Here is a 16,022-nt window from a genome sequence, read left to right on the forward strand (position 1 = left end):
ATCGCCCAGGATTGCGTCGATGGTCTTCTTGGCGTCGCCGAACAACATGCGGGTGTTTTCCTTGAAGAACAGCGGGTTTTCAACGCCGGCGTAGCCGCTCGCCATGCTGCGCTTCATCACCACACAGGTCTTGGCCTTCCAGACCTCGAGCACCGGCATGCCGTAGATGGGGCTCGACGTGTCGTCGAGCGCGCCGGGGTTCACGATGTCGTTGGCCCCGATCACGATCACCACGTCGGTCCCGGGGAAATCCTCGTTGATATCGTCCATCTCGAGCACGACGTCGTAGGGCACCTTGGCCTCCGCCAGGAGCACGTTCATGTGTCCCGGCAAACGCCCGGCGACCGGGTGAATGGCGAAGCGGACCTTCACGCCGCGCTCCCCCAACAGCTTCGCCACCTCCCACAGAGGATATTGCGCCTGCGCCACCGCCATGCCGTAACCGGGTACGACCACCACACTCTTGGCCTTCGCCAACAGCTCCGCGGTCTCGTTCGCCGCAATGCTGACGACCTCGCCCTGAGCTTCGCCCGAAGCCTTGGCCGGAATCGCACCCTCGTCGGCGCCGAAACCGCCGAAGATGACGCTGACGATCGAGCGGTTCATGGCCTTGCACATGATGTAGCTGAGGATCGCGCCGCTCGAACCCACCAGCGCGCCGGTGATGATGAGCAGGTCGTTCGCCAACATGAACCCCGCGGCCGAGGCGGCCCAGCCGGAATAACTGTTGAGCATCGACACCACGACCGGCATGTCCGCGCCGCCGATGGCCATCACCAGGTGCACACCGAGCACACCCGCGATGGCCGTCATGATCAGCAGCGGCTGCAGACCCCCGTGCTCGGGCGCCGACAAGAACTGGGCGCAGAGCCAGGCACAAACACCCACCATGGCCAGATTCGCCAGATGGCGGCCGGGCAGGAGCAGCGGCTTGGTGCGAATGAGCCCCTGCAGCTTGAGGTACGCAACGACGGAACCGGTGAAGGTGATGGCGCCGATGAAGACGCCGAGGAACACCTCGACCTCGTGGATGACGGCCTCGGCCCCGCTGAGATCGGCCGGCGGCGCGAGGAAGCTCGCTATGCCCACCAGCACCGCCGCGGCTCCGACGAAGCTGTGCAAGACGGCAACCAGCTGCGGCATGTTCGTCATTGCGACGCGTGCAGCGAGCATCGCCCCGATCACCGCGCCGATTCCGATGGCGCCCGCCAGGACGCCGTAACCGGTGACGGTCGGACTCGCCGCGGTGGCGACCAGCGCGATCAACATACCGACGATGCCGAACAGGTTCCCGCGCCGCGCGGACACCTGCTTCGAGAGCCCGCCGAGGCTCTTGATGAAGAGCACGCCAGCGACCAGATAAGCGATATTTTGAAGGCTTTGGGGCATGACTCGCTACTTCTGGAACATGCGCAGCATGCGCTGCGTGACCAGAAAGCCTCCCGAGATGTTGATGGTGGCAATCAGCACGGCGACCGCCCCGAGCAGAGTGACCGGCGCCGCAACGGGCCCCGACACCTGCAACATGCCGCCGATGAGAATGATGCCGCTGATGGCGTTGGTGACGCTCATGAGCGGTGTGTGCAAGGCCGGCGTGACGTTCCACACGACCTGCCAACCGATGAAACACGCCAGCACGAACACCGTGAAGTGGGTCAAGAAGCTGGCCGGCGCGAAGAGACCGAGCGCGACCAGCCCCGCCGCGATGGCCACCAGTGTGATGGCGGTACCCAGGCCTGACTTCTTTGGCTGCGGCGGCGCCTTCTGCGCCTCCAGCTTCTTGGCCTCTGGCGGAGGAATCGTGCTCGGCGGAGCCTTGGGCCGGGATTTGAGCTCGGGCTCCGGCTTCTTCGGCGGCGGCCACATCAGCTCTCCGTCGAGCAAGACGAGCGCACCGCGGATGACCTCGTCGTCCAGGTCGACGTGCCAGCTCTTGGCTCCGCCCATGTCGGCCAGCAGATGCGTCAGGTTGGTGCCGTACAGCTGGCTCGCGGTCGGTGCGAGGCGGCTCGGCAAGTCGACGTAACCGATGACCGTGACACCGTGATGCACCGAGACCTCACCGGGGTGGGTCACGGCGCAGTTGCCACCAGACTCCGCGGCGAGATCCACGATCACCGAGCCCTGCCGCATGCTCTCCACCATCGCCTTGGTGATCAGCACGGGCGCCGGTTTTCCGGGCACGAGCGCCGTCGTGACGATGATGTCGACATCCTTGGCTTGCGCGGCGAAGAGCGCCATCTCGGCCTTGATGAACTCGGGGCTCATCTGCTTCGCGTAGCCACCCTCACCGGTTCCGTCTTCCTCGAGTGACACCTCGAGGAAGTCCGCGCCCATGCTCTTGACTTGTTCCTTGACGGTCGGCCGTGTGTCGAACGCCCGCACGATGGCGCCGAGCCCGCGCGCGGCCCCGATGGCCGCGAGACCAGCGACACCCGCACCAATGACCAAGACCTTGGCGGGCGGCACCTTGCCTGCCGCGGTCATCTGACCGGTGAAAAAGCGACCGAAGAAGCTCGCCGCTTCGATCACCGCGCGGTACCCGGCGATGTTGGCCATCGCGGAGAGCGCGTCCATCTTCTGTGCCCGGGTGACCCGCGGCACCTGATCCATTGCGAGCACGGTGAGCTTGCGGGCTGCAAGGCGCTCGACCAGCTCCTTGTTCTTGGCCGGCCAAAGGAAACACACCAGCGTCTGTTTCTCGCGCAGCAGCTCGACTTCGTGCTTTCCGAGCTCCGTGTGCTCTTCCGGCGGCTGGACCTTGAGTACGATGTCTGCGCTCGACCACAGCTCGATGACGTCCTTGACGATGCGCGCGCCGGCGTTCTCGTAGTCTTCGTCGAGAAACGACGCCTTCTCCCCCGCGCCGCTCTCGACGGCAACCTCGAAACCAAGCTTCTTCAACCGAGCCGTGGACTCGGGTGTAGCTGCGACGCGGCGTTCGCCGGGACGCACCTCTCTGGGGATGGCGACTAGCATCAGAGGCTCCACGCGCGCGGGGCGCGGCCAGCGACGGATCGGCTCAACGCGAAACACGGAGAGGAGGGGGCCGACTGGCAGGCCTTCCATAGCCCAAACCTACGGTCGTGATGCGAAGAACTTGAACGAACCCGCGCAGGAGGACCGCAGGCGCAAGAAATTCCGTCGGCTGACGCCCCGGTCCGGTCAGATGGTAGGCTGCACCCGACGGCTCCGAAGAGGCCGCTTCGAGGGAGAAATTGGACGTTTCTGCGCGACTGCGACGCGGCGTGTACCGACTGCTGACCGGGAGCGCCCTTCGGCGCGTGCTCGTGGCGCTGGCCGTGCTGGGCCATGTTTCGGCCGCCCGCGCCGAGCCGCTGCGCGAGGACACACTCGGTCTTCTGGCGGACGTGGAGCGCATCGTAGCCGTGGAGCAGAGCCTCGGCTGGTTCGTCGACCGCCAAGCCTACGACGAGGTACTGCCCGCGCTGCTCCAGTCGGTGTGCCGCGCAGATCCGCTCGCACGCATCGAAGCGCGCAACGCCCTCGAACGGCGCGCACACACGGAGGGCGACGCACGCACCTTGTTCGAAGAAGCTGGGCGCAAGCTGAATCGAAAGGTGAAAGAAGCACTGTTCGTCGAGCGACAGCTGGGCGCGCTGAAACATGCCATCGACGCCGCGCCAGCGGACTGTCCGTTCTACGTGGACATCGAGCCGGAGTTTCACGGTCGCCAGACGGATCGGAATCGGTTCAGCCTCAGCTTCGAGACCGGCGGCATGCTGCAACTTCGCAAGACCGAAGGGGCGTGGACCATCGGCGGCGGAGGAACCGGGCGGCTCTTACCGGGCTGGGGCTTCGACGGCGACGTGACCTTGCTGGGCGGCATCGAGTTCGGCGGCGGCGCGATGATCCGTCCGAACGTGCAGCCCACTCAGCTCGCCATCAACTACTTCCCCGCGCTCCCGGTCGTCGTGCGCTTCCGCAGCGTATCGTGGCACTACGACGCGGAGGTAGCACCGGTCGCGCTGTTTCAAGCCGACGATCAGGACTTCAGCTACGGCGTGCGCTTCGGCAGCGCAATCGGCGTCGCCGCGCTGAAGACCCGAGGCTTTCTGCCCTGGGCCGGCGTCGCTGTCGCCTACGAGCACTACTTCGAGAGTGGTGGCCGCGCGTCGGCGGAGTTCCTGCGCGGTGGGCTGCGCCTCGGTCTGATGTGGGATCCGTGAGGCCCAAGCCAGCGTGCATCACTTGTCTGGAACGGCACCATCAGGGCCCGCGAGCGCTATTTTTCCAGCGGTTCGATCAGCAGGTTGACGGTCCCAGCAGCGATGGGCCGCGCGCGGTCCTCTTGCCAGGCCTCGACCCAGACGCTCGCCACGCGGCGGCCGTGCTTGGTCATGTGCGCTCGAGCGTAGGTGTCGACCGGCTTGCCTGAGCGCAAGTAGGCGACCGTGAGGTTGATGGTCTTCGGGATGACCACCGTCTCGGCCTCCCAAAACAAACGGAAGATGGCCGTCGACTCCAGGAGCGCGCCGATGGTCCCGCCATGGAGCGCAGGCAAAACCGGGTTGCCGATCAGCGGCTCGGTGAAGCGGAGCTTGCCGATCAGCTCACCCTCGATGATCTCGGCGTCGATGCCCAGCCAGCGTGCGTAGGGGATGGCCGCGAACAACGGACCAAAGTCGCCGGTCGCCTTGGCCTGATTGATGAGCCGGACCAACTCACTCATCTTTCGCCTCCGCCGACGATGGGTCGCCCGCGACCTTGGATCATGAAGCTGCCTGCAGCCGCAGCGATCGGATCGTCTTCGGAGTCGTGATAGGCGAGGCCGCGCACGAAGGCGATGTGGTGGGTCACCTTGAAACAGTTGGCTTTGCAGATCACGTCGCGACGAGGCTCACCCCGCCGCAGATAGTCGATGCGAAGATCGAGCGTCGCGATCGGCATCGGTTGTTTGAGCCGCATGAACACCGCTGCGCCGCAGGTTGCATCGAGCAGCGACGTCACCGCGCCGCCATGCAAGACACCGGTCTCCGGATTGCCCACGAGGTGCTCAGCGAACGGCAAGAGGATGGTCGCCTCACCGTCTGCAAAATCGATGAAGCGCAGACCGAGCGCGCGGTTGTGCGGGACCGCCTGTGTGAAACCCTGATCGAAGACCTTCAGCTTTTCGCGTTTGGTGTCGGCCTCGGCGCTCATCCGCTGCCACTGTAGCCGATGAAAAATCCACCAGCGACGTCCGGTGGATTAACGGGGAGCTGGGCACCGGCATCTGCCCTCCGAGACCTCGAAACACCACGGGTCGAACAGGAGAAAATCGAAACATGCGTCCCCTAAAAGTCCTCGCCGCCGCCCTCGCCCTCAGCCTCCTTGCCGCACCGGCCATGGCCGAAGCACGCCCAGCAAAGCCGCCCGCAGCCGCCAAGGTCGCCAAGGCCGGTAAGGCCGGCAAGGCCGGCAAGGCCGGCAAAGCGCGCAAAGGCAAACAGGGCCAAGGCAAGGCCGACACCGCCAAGCGCGAAGCCCGCGTGCTCGCAGCCATGAAGAAACAGGGTATCGACGAGGCGCGAGCGAAGCGGGTCATCGAGGTGATGAAGAAGTACCGCACCGAGCGCCAGCCGGTTCACGCCGAAGTGAAGAAACAACGTGAGGCACTGCGTGCGCTGAGCCAATCCGACAGCAAGGACCAGGCCGCTTACAAGGTCAGCATCGACGCCATCGAAGCGCAGAAGGCGAAGCTCACGGAGATCCAGGCGCGTCAGGTTACGGAGGTGCGCTCCATCCTCACGCCGAGTGAGCAAGCAAAGGTGCTCCGAATGCTGAACAATGCCCACGGCAAGCGCGGCGCCGGCAAGGCACCCAAGGGCAAGACGGCGTCAGGCGCGAACGCCAAGCTGCAGAACGGGACCGGCAACGACGTCTCGTGACGCGCGGCGCCAAGCTTCGCGGCTCAGTGCACGCGCGAGGGCATCCGAGGAAGAACTCGGATGCCCTTTTTCTTTCGCTCGAGTCGAGTACGCTCCGCCCCAATGACCGAGTACGCCGCAACCCTCGACAGCATTCGCCGCGCCCGCGAGACGATCGCGCCGCACGTCCACCGCACGCCGATCTTCAGTTGTCAGACCTTGGACCGCCTGGCGGGGCGCAAGCTGTTCTTCAAATGCGAGAACCTCCAGCGGATCGGCGCCTTCAAGCTGCGCGGCGCGGTGAACGCCGTGCTCTCGCTGCCCGACGAACTGGCTCAAAAGGGCGTCGTCACGCACTCGAGCGGAAATCATGCCCAGGCGCTGGCGCTGGCCGCAAAGATCCGCGGCATCAAGGCGCACGTCGTGATGCCAACCGGCGCCAGCCGCGTGAAGCGCGAAGCCGTGCAGGGATACGGTGGGCGCGTGGTCCCTTGTGAAAGCACCCTCGAGTCCCGCGAGCGCACCGCACGCCAGGTGGCCGAGGAAACCGGCGCGACGCTGATCCCGCCCTACGACCACCCCGACGTCATCGCAGGACAGGGCACCGTGGCGCTCGAGCTGCTCGAACAAACCCCGGAGCTCGAAGCCATCATTGCACCCATCGGCGGCGGAGGCCTGATGAGTGGCATCGCGATCGCGGTCGAGGCACTCGCCCCGAGCATCGCGGTGATCGGCGCGGAGCCTGCTGGCGCCGACGACGCCGCACGCAGCAAGCTCGCCGGGGAGCTCTTGCCCCAAACCAATCCGAACACGATCGCCGACGGGCTGCACGCGGGGCTCGGTCAGCTCACCTGGCCGATCGTGCGCGACCACGTCGATCGCATTCTGACCGTCTCCGATCCCGAGATTGTTCAAGCCATGCGCTTGCTCTTCGAGCGCATGAAGCTGGTGGTCGAGCCGAGCGGCGCGGTCGCGCTTGCTGCGGCGCTCTCGGATGCACTGCGGTCGAGCCCCGGCCTGGCGCGGGTCGGGGTGGTCATCTCCGGCGGTAACGTCGATCTGTCTCGGCTGCCCTTCGGCGCCTGAATCGCGGGCGACGACTGCGAGCCGTTCACTCCGGAATCGCAACCACCACGATGGTGTTGTTGTGGTAGCCGTCGAGCCGGCTCTCGGTGCGAGCGACCTCACCGTAGCTGGAAAAACCAGCAATCGGCACGTCGGGAAAGACCGCGCGAATTGCGCGAATTTCCTCGGCGTAGCGCGGGCCGAGCACCATGCCACGGCAGACACAGCTGAAGACCAGGATGCCGGCGGCCTGCACACCACCGAGCCCATCCTTGGCGTCCTCGGCGGCCACGCGCGCGGCGTCAATGATGTCCTCCTCGGCACCGCGCACGATGCAGACGGTGGAGCCCTCCGGAACTTCGCCAGCGGCGAACAGCGCGCCGTTGTCCTCGACGCGGAGCGGCGCCCGCACCCGCACGACGTCCTCGAACAAGAGCACTCCCAGCTCATTTTCCACGAGGAACTGCGGCAGATCGAGCGACTCGAAATCGAGACCCCGACCTTTGGCATACTCGCGATAGATGTCGAGCGCGGGCCGCTCGTCGATCTCCATCACGACGTTGCCCTCTGCTCGCGTCACGGTGAACCGCGGCGAGGCGGGTGACAGCCCGTGGGCAACGCCCACTCCCCAGGCATTGTGTGAGGTCACCTGGACCGAGAGCATTCCGCCAGGAAACACCTCGTGGTTCACACCCACGGCCGTGCCGACGAACTTGCCGTCGTCCCCTGCGCCACCGCCCACGATGGGGTGTTTCAGCCGCGGAGCCTTGCGCACCTCCAGCACCAGCTTCTCGAACGCTGGGGACAACCCGTCCCCCATCAAGATGCAGACCGCATGTTTGTCGCGCTCGGGCGTGTGGCGCATGAACTTCCCGCCCAACGCCTCGCCGAGCGCCGCAATGTCGTCGTGGGGAACGCCGCGGCCCGTGACCTCGTGCTCGGCCTCACCCCAGCCGATGAGCATGGCTGCAACTCCGCTGTGGGTCAGTCCGCGTTCCGTGATCTCGCCTGCGCTCGTGCAGGCCACGACGTCGACGCGCGGCAGGCGCTTCTTGGCCTCGGCGAGCACATCGGACAGGGGATGCGCCGGCGACGCGAAGAACAGCGCGAGGTTCACGCGACCGGAGAGCTGCTGCCGGGCCTGGTTCAGCGCGGCGCTCGTCGCCGCGGCGGTCGACGGATCGTCGCTCGCACCACTGCCACAAATGGTTCTTGCGCGGTCTTTCCTAGACACTACTGCCGCAAGTCCTCCCTCGAGCAGAGACCGCAGCGCGGCCCCAAGCGAACACCACAATCATAGTCGTCGAGCCTCGAAGCACAAGCCAGGACTCTTGACGGGCTCCCGGCGCGGCGCTGATGTCCGCCCATGCGCAACGTCCGGCTCGGGTTGGCTCTTGCTCTCTCTGCCTGCACGAGTTCCACGCCACCCGCGAGCGCTCCAGGCGCGCGCGCCGAGCTCCCGCCGTCGGAGCCCGCCGAGACAAAGCCGGCACCGACCATCGTCGAGGTGCCACCGGCTGCGCCCGTGGCCGAGGTCCCCACCGCCGAGACGCCGGCCAACGTCGTGGTCACCGGTGCGGACGGTTGGCCGACGTTTCACGGTGACAACGCGCGGACTGGCGCAACGAATGCGCCCGAGCTCAAACATCCACGGGTGCTGTGGAAGGCCAACGTCGGTGTCTTCTCCTGGTTGAACTCACCGATCGTCGTCGGGAAGTCGCTCGTCGTTGCGCCCAGCTCCGGCACTGCACACAACAAGCCCGACTCAAAAGACGGTGTTTCTGCCTACGACGCGAGCAGCGGCAAACGCGCCTGGTTCACTCATTTCGCAGCGGACGCCAACGGAGTCGCGGCGACCAAGACCCAGGTGTTTGCGACATCGGATGATGAACACCTGTACGCGCTCGATGTGACGACTGGCAAGGTCGCCTGGAAGGCCAAAGGCGAGGGCAAGATGTACACACATCCGCTGGTCATCGGGGACCGCGTCGTCGTTGGTGATGCAAGCGGGTATGTGCGCGCGTTCGCCACGAAGGACGGCAAGGAGCTGTGGAAGCTACAGCTGACCGGCGCGATCCGCGGCGGTGCATCGAGTGATGGCCAGCAGATCTACGTAGCGTCGCAAGGCGGAGAGGTAGCGTCGCTGACCCTCGCGGGCGCTCAGACCTGGCGCAAACAGGTGAAGCGCGCGGCCTGGAACAACCAGGGTCCCGACGAGGCGATTGAAGTGTACTCGGCGCCGGTGGTGGGCAAAGACGCGCTCTACGTGAGCTTCAGCCGCGACACGTACTACAAGGACCTGCCCGCGCTGATCGCCCTCGACAAGCGCACGGGCAGAGTGAAGTGGAAGGCAAAAGGTCCAGGCGAGTGGGGCAACGTGCGCTCCACTCCTGCCCTGGTGGCTGGCAAGTTGGTGTACGGCGAGCCGTATTCGGGCGACGTCGCGGGCATCGATGCCAAGACTGGCCGCCTCGCCTACCGGGACGAGATCGGGCTGTGTTTCTTTCCGCAGTGGGCCTCGCCCGCCGCCGCCGGCGACCTGGTCTACCTGCCGCGCTACGACGGCTCGGTCTACGCGCTGCGCGCAAGCAGCGGCAAGGTCGTGTGGGAGTTGTTCCTGGGAGACTCGAAGCGAGTGGGTGAACAACGCCCCCACCCCGCGAAGCAGCAGTGTGATTGGGCCAACGCCGACGGCGCCATCTACGCTCCCGCGGCACTCGCCAGCGATGGGCGCTTGTTCATCGGCACGGGCGAGGGTGTGCTGTACGCGGTTGGCGAGTGATCACTCCGCGTGAGGCGGGCGCTCGAGCGGTGCCACCTCGGGCACCGGCGCGGACGGGACCTCGGGCTCGCGGGGGTTCACCGGTTCCGCCGCCGGTGCGGGGCGCGGCAGGAGCTCGAGGTGTGGTGCCTCGGGGGCGAGCGCAGCGGTGAGTGGATTGGCTGCCGCAACCAGCGGCGGCTCGCTGGCGCTTTCATCCGAGCTGCCGCCACCGAGCACGGGCGCCGGCGTGAAGGGGACACTGCGATCCATCGCAGGGGTTTGCCACTCGTCCTCGAGCAGGTGAAGCACCCTCGCGATGTGAGAGATGTGGCTGCAGTGGGCGTGCTCGTTCGCACCGCGATAACCCCAGACGTGGAAGCCCTTTTCGTCCGCCGTGGACGTCTGCCCAAACCGCTCGTTTCCCGGCGAAACGGCGCTCTCTGCGACCCCGACCTCCGACAACAACAGCTGCGCAGTCTGACGCGTGGACGGATAGGTCTCGGGCGTGACCTCCGAATACGTGAAGACGAAGAGCTTCTCTCCACGCGCTGCTCGCGCGGCAAACCGGAACGTCGGAGACAAGGGACGACTGAGCAGCGAGGCGACACCCTCGTCGTGAGAACGCGCCGCGGGGTTCCACGCCGCGTGCAACCCATCGAGGAGCACCACTGCGTCGATGCGCTCGTCGCCATACTTGAGGATCTCGTTCACCGCGCCGTACCCGGCGCTCCACGCTGACAGCGCCAGATGGCGAATGTGGGCTCGCTCGTCTCCGCTGTGTTTGCGCAGCGCCGCTTCGACGGAACGCAGCAGCGCCTGGAATACGTCCGGTTTGCCGAACGCATCGGAGTACGCTCCGCTCCCCAGTCCGCGGTCGATACCAACGAAGGCCATGCCCTGCGAGACTTGAACGAACGTCTTGCTCACGGGACTGTGACCGTGAAACTGAATCATCACGTCGTAACCCATGTCGACGGTGTGGCCGCCGCTCTGGGGCAGTGCGATGCGACCCATGCTGAGGTTCTTGAACGGCGTGTAAGGTCCAAGGCCGATGGGGTCGTGCGGGTAACACTCGTGGAACCCCTTGCTGCGCAGCTCGTCGCTGAGCGGCTCGGCTTCGAGGTGCTGTCGCGTCGGGGCGACGGCGGCGGGCGCCGCCACGGCCGGCGGTGTGGCGAAGCGGCGGAAGAACGCGCCGGCGCGATGGGCGGGTCCGGCCGTGAGTCCGGTCACCAGCGCGACGCCCGCCACGCCGACCAGCCCGACGGCCAGTGCGCGACGGTAAAGCTCGCCGTCGGTGGGCCCCGGTCTTTTCGCGGGCTTAGGCACGGAGACCGAGTCTATTCAGAATAATTGGAATGGAAATACCCTCTTGACTGCGGGCCCCGAGTTCGGACCCACTCGAAAACCGCCCAATCCGCGGATCGCCGCGATCTTCTAGGGAAATTCGCCTGCGGGCGGCCCTCCGGCGGGTGGGTCCGGGGGCCACCACAAAAGCGTGCTGTACGCTCGGATCCCGGTGCTGCGCTCCCTACGTGCCCTGCTGATGTTCTGGACGATCTTCGCGTCCTACGGAGTGCAATGGGTTCTCAGCCGTGTCTTCGGAGCACGGCGCTTGAAGGCGCGCCTCGAGCGAGTGCACGTCAACAACGCTCGCCGTCTGGTCAACGGCTTCATGCGCTTGCGCGGTGTGTTCATCAAGGTCGGTCAGGTGTTGAGTGTGATCGGGACCTTCCTGCCTCGCGCTTATGGTGAGGCCCTCGAGAAGCTGCAGGACAAGGTCCCGGCTCAGCCCTTCCCCGAGATCGAAGAACGCCTGCGCGAAGCCCTGGGCGACGACCCGCTGTCGCGCTTCGCCAAGTTCGATCGCGAACCACAGGCCGCAGTCTCGCTGGCGCAGGTTCATCGCGCCGTCACCAAGGACGGGACTGCGGTTGCGGTGAAGGTGCTGTATCCCGGCATCGAAACGCTAATCCGCCGCGACCTCGGCGTGCTGCGCTCGATCATGCCTGTCGTGCGCCGATTATTCCCCATCACACGTTTCGAACGCGTGCTCGACCAGCTGTCCGCCATGCTGGCTCGCGAGACCGACTACGCGAACGAACGCAAGAACATGGAGCGCATGCGGAGCATCTTCGCGGGGAAGAGCAACGTGGTGGTCCCAACGCTGGTCGACGAGCTCACGAGTGCCGGTGTGCTGACGATGACCTTCGAGGAGGGAGCGAAGATCACGGATTTTGTCGCGCTGAAGGCGCTGGGTGTCGACACCGAGGAGGTCGGCAAGCTGCTCACTGAGTGTTACTTCGCGATGTTGCTGGAGCACGGGGTGTTTCATGCAGACCCACACCCGGGAAATTTTCTGGTGCGTTCCGGGCCGACGTTGGTGATCTTGGACTACGGCGCCGTCGAGGAGGTCACGCCCGAGCTCGCGGACGGCATGCGTATGGTGGTGCTCGGGGCGATCACTCGCAGCGACGACCAGGTGCTCGCGGGCCTGGAGCGCATGGGTTTCGTGGCCGAGGGTGGCGATCGTGATCTGCTGGCCCGGGTCGGGCGCGAGTACCTCAAGCTGCTGGCCAACGTGAACATCACCGACTTTGCGCAGCTCGATCGGCAAACGGTGGAGAAGCTCACGAGCGACGGCTATCAGCACGTGCGCGGGCAGATGCGCGAGATCATGAAGAGCGTGGCGTACCCGGACGGTTACTTCTACGTGGAGCGCACGCTGGTGCTGCTGTTTGGCCTGGTGGGTCAGCTGGCGCCCAAGGTGGGATTGACCGGATTGGTGCTGCCGTATGCGTCGCTCGCCTTCGCCAAGAGCCTGGCGGCACAGAACACCGCGGCGACTCCCCCCGAGGCCACGGCGTGAAGCGAGGCGCGGCGCAGCTTGCCCTGTGCATCTTGCTCGCCGCCTGCGCCACTCGACGTCCGCCGCCCGCGACTGCCAGCTCGACCCCGAGCTCGTGCGATGCCGCTGTGTCGGTGGCAACCGAGACGCCGCTCGTGCTCGCGGTGGACGTGCGCTGTCACGGCGGAGCGCTCACCGGCTTCGTGGCCTCGGAGCCCGCGAGCCTGCCGCACATCCGCGACGTGACCGACGGGGCCGGGCAAGCACTGAAGCGCCAGGGCTCTGGCTTTTCGTTCGGGGCACCCGAGGCCGATGCGCAGATAAAATACCGAGTGGACCTGGACGCGATCGCTGCGAGCGCAGAGAGCTTCGACGTTGCGCTGCGCAGCGGCGCGTCGGTCGTGTCGCCTGTCTCGACCTGGCTCGTGCATCCGGCACCCCTCTCGACCGACGTGCCGGTCCGCATCCGTGTGACGGTTCCCCCGGGGTTTGGCTTCGCAACCAGCCTCACCCGCGCCGGCGACGCCTACACACTCGAAGCGCACGAGATCCCGGTCGCGAGCTACGCCGTGTTCGGGCGCTTCGAGTCGCAGGAAGTGCGCGTCGATGGCTCACGCCTGCGCGTGGTGTTCGCCGATGGCAAGCTCGACGCGAGTCGCGCCGACGTGACGGCGTGGGTGGCAGCTTCGGCGCGCGCGGTCGCCGACTTCTGGCACAAATTCCCGGTACCGCGGGTTCAGGTCACGCTGATCCCGCTGCCCGGCAGGGAAGGCGTGGTGTTCGGCAAAGTGCTGCCAGAGAGCGCACCCGGCGTGGTGCTCTTGGTCGGAGAGCACACACGGCCCGCCCGCCTGTACCAGGATTGGATCTTGATCCACGAGCTGTTCCACCTTGGTGTGCCCAGCTTCTCCGGTGAAGGCCGCTGGTTCGACGAGGGGCTCGCCACCTACTACGAGCCCATCATTCGCGCGCGCGTCGGCTGGCGCACGGAGGCGAGTGTGTGGGAGGAGTTCCGCCGCGCCATGCCCCAGGGTCTGGCGGCGGTCGGGAAAAAAGGGCTGGAAGATGCCGCCGATTTTGCCGAGGTCTACTGGGGTGGGGCGATCGTGGTGATGCTCGCCGACATCGAGATCCGCACCAAGACCGCCGGCGCACGCGGGCTCGAGGACGGACTGCGGGGTGTGCTGGACGCCGGCGGGCACGCGAGCGAGGTGTGGCCGCTGTCGCGCACGTTCGCGCTCAGCGACGAGACCTGCGGAGTTGCGGCCCTCGAGCCGCTGGCGAGAGCCCATGCCCACTCGGGGAGACGCGTCGACCTCGAAGCGCTGTGGAGACAACTCGGCGTCGAGGGCCGCGGCAGCGCACTCCGCCTCAATGCCGATGCGCCGCTGGCACGGGTCCGCCGCAGCATCGTGCTCGGCCCCGACGCCAACCCGCAGAACGCCGCGGCAAGAAACTAGATGACGTTCTCGCTTTGGTCGGGAGCTGATGGATGACAACGCGGTCGAGGCGGCCCTCGGTTCACTTGCCAAGGCCGGCCTCGGCATCGGCCTGTCGCTGCCCAGCGCGCGCCTGGGAGACAAGAGCTTCGCGCGCCTGACGCGCAGTGCGGATCGCGCGGGGGTGCCGGTGCGGGTGTGGCCACTCTTGCCCGAAGCGCACGGTTACTGGATCGGCGAGACCAACGTGGCCGAGGCCGACGAGTTGATGCGTGCGCTCGTCAGCTGGCGCGAGCGCCGCGGTGGGCCGGTGTTTGCCGGCATTTCCTTCGATCTGGAGCCGGATCTCGCCTACTCCGAACGACTGCGACGGTTGGCGCGCGCGCGTCCCGACAAGGTGCTCGGGCTGTTGCTCGAGCACGTGCGGCCAACCGCGTTTGCCAAGGCGCGCTCCAGCCTGGCGCGGACGGTGGCACGCCTGCGAAGATCGGGCCTACACGTGCACGCGGTCACGTATCCCCTGATCCTCGACCAGCCGGAGCACGACACCACTCTCGAGGACGCGCTCGCCATTCCCGTCAGCGGAATCGACTGGGACGAGCTCAGCTTCATGGTCTACCAGACACCCTTCGCTCAGCTGCTCGGCACTTGGCTGGGGCCCGCGTTGGTTCACTCGTACGCCGAGACCGCGGTGGCGCGCTTCGGGGACCGCGCTGGCATCGATGTCGGGATCGTCGGCCCGCACGGCATCGGCATCGACCCGGGGAACCGCTACGCCGATCGCAGCGCGCTTTGTGACGACCTTGGTGCGGCCCTCGCGGCAGGCATCCCCGCCGCTCGCACCCGCATCTACGGGCTCGCCGGCGTGCTGGACTCCGGCGGGCTCGAGCACTGGCTCGGCGCGGCTCCGGTGAGTCAGGTGCCGGAGTCGAGCCGGGCAGTGGCAGGTTTCCGCAACCTGGTGCGTGGGCTCGCCGTGGGTCTACGCGTGGCCAGCTGACCTTCGCTCAATCGAGGCCGAAGCGCTGGCGATTCGCCGCCAGAAACTCCACGTAGAAGGCGCTCTCCATCTGCCCCGGGATCTCTCCCGCCTCGATGGCTGCCTCGAGGGCACGCTTGATGTCGCCCAGCTTCTTGGACGGCGGAATGCCAAACGCAGTCATGATCTCGGAGCCGACACCCGAAGGCAGGGGCGGCAGCTTGGCGTCCTCGGCCGCGAGGTCGCCGATGCGACCGGCGAGCTCGTCGATGTAACCAATGCCACGCCGCTTCTTTTCGGGGCGCTTCGTCGTGATGTCCGCGCGGGACAAACACAAGAGGTCGTCCAGGTGCGGACCGATCTCCCGCGCGAACCGACGCACTGCGCTGTCGGTCCACGAACCGTCGTACTGGCTCGCGCGCAGGTGGTGCAAGACCAGGAAGCGGATCGAGCCGCGCAGGGGTTCGTCGGCGCCGAAGTAACGCTGACGCTTCTCGAGTTTGTCGAACATGCGCGCGCCGACCTCGGCGTGACCAAAGAAGTGGACCTCGCCCCGTTCGTCGATGCTGCGCGTCTTGACCTTGCCGATGTCGTGGAATAGCGCGGCCCAGCGCACCTCGAGCCGCGCCACGCTCTGGCACACCACCTGTTTGGTGTGTTTCCACACGTCCTTGTGGCGCCACTCACCGTCGCCGAAGCCGACCATGGCCTTCACCTCCGGCAACAACGAGTCGAGCACACCCGTGACCAGGAGCGAGTCGAGGCCATCGTCCGCGTGGAGGCCCATCAGCACACGGTCGAGGGGCGGGCGGACGTCGTCGGCGGACAACGCCGAGAGGTCCGCGGGAGTGACGAGCACCACCGGTCGTGTGCTCGCGCCGCGCTCGGCGTACTCCGCCGCACGTTCGAGCGCGTCCATTGCGCGAGTCTTGTCGGCGATGCTCGGCGTCTCGGTCATGAAGTGGGTCCGGCGGCGGGCGGCCGCGGGGCGCGCCTTTAGCACAATCCCATCAGAAATGACCTTACCCCGGGCACGGACCTGCGCCATGCTGCAGTG

The 16,022-nt window shown here is 66.5% G+C and carries 14 protein-coding genes; 7 read left to right on the forward strand and 7 right to left on the reverse strand.

All coding sequences use genetic code 11. The features are described 5' to 3' along the window. Together pntB and pntA are read right to left on the reverse strand one after the other, a co-directional pair. On the reverse strand, window positions 1-1,389 hold a 1,389-nt coding region (pntB, locus tag IPI67_35450), incomplete at its 3' end, for a Re/Si-specific NAD(P)(+) transhydrogenase subunit beta (GenBank protein ID MBK7585469.1). A gap of 6 nt (window positions 1,390-1,395) precedes the next feature. Next, entirely contained in the window at window positions 1,396-2,979 is a 1,584-nt protein-coding gene (gene pntA, locus IPI67_35455; GenBank protein ID MBK7585470.1) for a Re/Si-specific NAD(P)(+) transhydrogenase subunit alpha, read from the reverse strand. A gap of 269 nt (window positions 2,980-3,248) precedes the next feature. Between pntA and IPI67_35460 the strand changes: the two genes are divergently transcribed. Beyond that, window positions 3,249-4,190 (forward strand): hypothetical protein, encoded by a 942-nt coding sequence (locus IPI67_35460; protein ID MBK7585471.1) that lies wholly within the window; start codon window positions 3,249-3,251, stop codon window positions 4,188-4,190. A 56-nt stretch (window positions 4,191-4,246) separates the two neighbouring features. Here IPI67_35460 and IPI67_35465 read toward each other — a convergent pair whose 3' ends face one another. Together IPI67_35465 and IPI67_35470 are read right to left on the reverse strand one after the other, a co-directional pair. Beyond that, on the reverse strand, window positions 4,247-4,693 hold the full coding sequence (locus tag IPI67_35465) for a PaaI family thioesterase (protein MBK7585472.1): 447 nt from the start codon (window positions 4,691-4,693) through the stop codon (window positions 4,247-4,249). Beyond that, entirely contained in the window at window positions 4,690-5,163 is a 474-nt protein-coding gene (locus IPI67_35470) for a PaaI family thioesterase (protein ID MBK7585473.1), read from the reverse strand. The genes IPI67_35465 and IPI67_35470 overlap by 4 nt, the downstream gene beginning before the upstream one ends. Before the next feature lie 125 nt (window positions 5,164-5,288). On the opposite strand from IPI67_35470, the gene IPI67_35475 reads away from it, so the two are divergent. Together IPI67_35475 and IPI67_35480 are read left to right on the forward strand one after the other, a co-directional pair. Further along, a complete protein-coding gene (locus IPI67_35475) occupies window positions 5,289-5,891 on the forward strand; it encodes a hypothetical protein (protein ID MBK7585474.1) in 603 nt (200 codons plus the stop codon). Between the two features lie 102 nt (window positions 5,892-5,993). Next, complete coding sequence (locus IPI67_35480; GenBank protein ID MBK7585475.1) at window positions 5,994-6,956, forward strand: pyridoxal-phosphate dependent enzyme; 963 nt, start codon at window positions 5,994-5,996, stop codon at window positions 6,954-6,956. Window positions 6,957-6,981: 25 nt separating this feature from the next. Here the strand turns inward: IPI67_35480 and IPI67_35485 are convergent, their stop codons facing one another. Then, complete coding sequence (locus tag IPI67_35485) at window positions 6,982-8,169, reverse strand: FIST C-terminal domain-containing protein (GenBank protein ID MBK7585476.1); 1,188 nt, start codon at window positions 8,167-8,169, stop codon at window positions 6,982-6,984. Between the two features lie 132 nt (window positions 8,170-8,301). Between IPI67_35485 and IPI67_35490 the strand changes: the two genes are divergently transcribed. Further along, window positions 8,302-9,717, forward strand: a complete 1,416-nt coding sequence (locus IPI67_35490) for a PQQ-binding-like beta-propeller repeat protein (GenBank protein MBK7585477.1) — start codon at window positions 8,302-8,304, stop codon at window positions 9,715-9,717. On the opposite strand, the gene IPI67_35495 is transcribed toward IPI67_35490, so the two are convergent. Then, window positions 9,718-11,028: a hypothetical protein gene (locus tag IPI67_35495; GenBank protein MBK7585478.1), complete on the reverse strand. Its 1,311-nt coding sequence runs from the start codon at window positions 11,026-11,028 to the stop codon at window positions 9,718-9,720. Window positions 11,029-11,245: 217 nt separating this feature from the next. Here IPI67_35495 and IPI67_35500 point away from each other — a divergent pair, with 217 nt between their 5' ends. The 3 genes from IPI67_35500 to IPI67_35510 are packed head-to-tail and all read left to right on the forward strand — an operon-like array spanning window position 11,246 to window position 14,986. Next, window positions 11,246-12,568 (forward strand): AarF/ABC1/UbiB kinase family protein, encoded by a 1,323-nt coding sequence (locus IPI67_35500; GenBank protein ID MBK7585479.1) that lies wholly within the window; start codon window positions 11,246-11,248, stop codon window positions 12,566-12,568. Then, entirely contained in the window at window positions 12,565-14,007 is a 1,443-nt protein-coding gene (locus IPI67_35505; GenBank protein MBK7585480.1) for a hypothetical protein, read from the forward strand. Before IPI67_35500 ends, IPI67_35505 begins: the two co-directional genes overlap by 4 nt. Window positions 14,008-14,035: 28 nt before the next feature. Continuing rightward, a complete protein-coding gene (locus IPI67_35510; GenBank protein MBK7585481.1) occupies window positions 14,036-14,986 on the forward strand; it encodes a hypothetical protein in 951 nt (316 codons plus the stop codon). Between the two features lie 7 nt (window positions 14,987-14,993). Here IPI67_35510 and IPI67_35515 read toward each other — a convergent pair whose 3' ends face one another. Beyond that, window positions 14,994-15,923, reverse strand: a complete 930-nt coding sequence (locus IPI67_35515) for an HD domain-containing protein (GenBank protein ID MBK7585482.1) — start codon at window positions 15,921-15,923, stop codon at window positions 14,994-14,996. Window positions 15,924-16,022 lie beyond the last annotated feature (99 nt).

The organism is Myxococcales bacterium, from assembly GCA_016706225.1.
Classification (GTDB): domain Bacteria; phylum Myxococcota_A; class Polyangia; order Polyangiales; family Polyangiaceae; genus JADJKB01.

Excerpts from the sequence above, each read along its gene's own strand:
- pntA (MBK7585470.1), bottom strand. The coding sequence starts at position 2,979 with ATGCTAGTCGCCATCCCCAGAGAGGTGCGTCCCGGCGAACGCCGCGTC.
- IPI67_35465 (MBK7585472.1), bottom strand. The coding sequence starts at position 4,693 with ATGAGTGAGTTGGTCCGGCTCATCAATCAGGCCAAGGCGACCGGCGAC.
- IPI67_35470 (MBK7585473.1), bottom strand. The coding sequence starts at position 5,163 with ATGAGCGCCGAGGCCGACACCAAACGCGAAAAGCTGAAGGTCTTCGAT.
- IPI67_35475 (MBK7585474.1), top strand. The coding sequence starts at position 5,289 with ATGCGTCCCCTAAAAGTCCTCGCCGCCGCCCTCGCCCTCAGCCTCCTT.
- IPI67_35480 (MBK7585475.1), top strand. The coding sequence starts at position 5,994 with ATGACCGAGTACGCCGCAACCCTCGACAGCATTCGCCGCGCCCGCGAG.
- IPI67_35490 (MBK7585477.1), top strand. The coding sequence starts at position 8,302 with ATGCGCAACGTCCGGCTCGGGTTGGCTCTTGCTCTCTCTGCCTGCACG.
- IPI67_35500 (MBK7585479.1), top strand. The coding sequence starts at position 11,246 with ATGTTCTGGACGATCTTCGCGTCCTACGGAGTGCAATGGGTTCTCAGC.
- IPI67_35510 (MBK7585481.1), top strand. The coding sequence starts at position 14,036 with ATGGATGACAACGCGGTCGAGGCGGCCCTCGGTTCACTTGCCAAGGCC.
- IPI67_35515 (MBK7585482.1), bottom strand. The coding sequence starts at position 15,923 with ATGACCGAGACGCCGAGCATCGCCGACAAGACTCGCGCAATGGACGCG.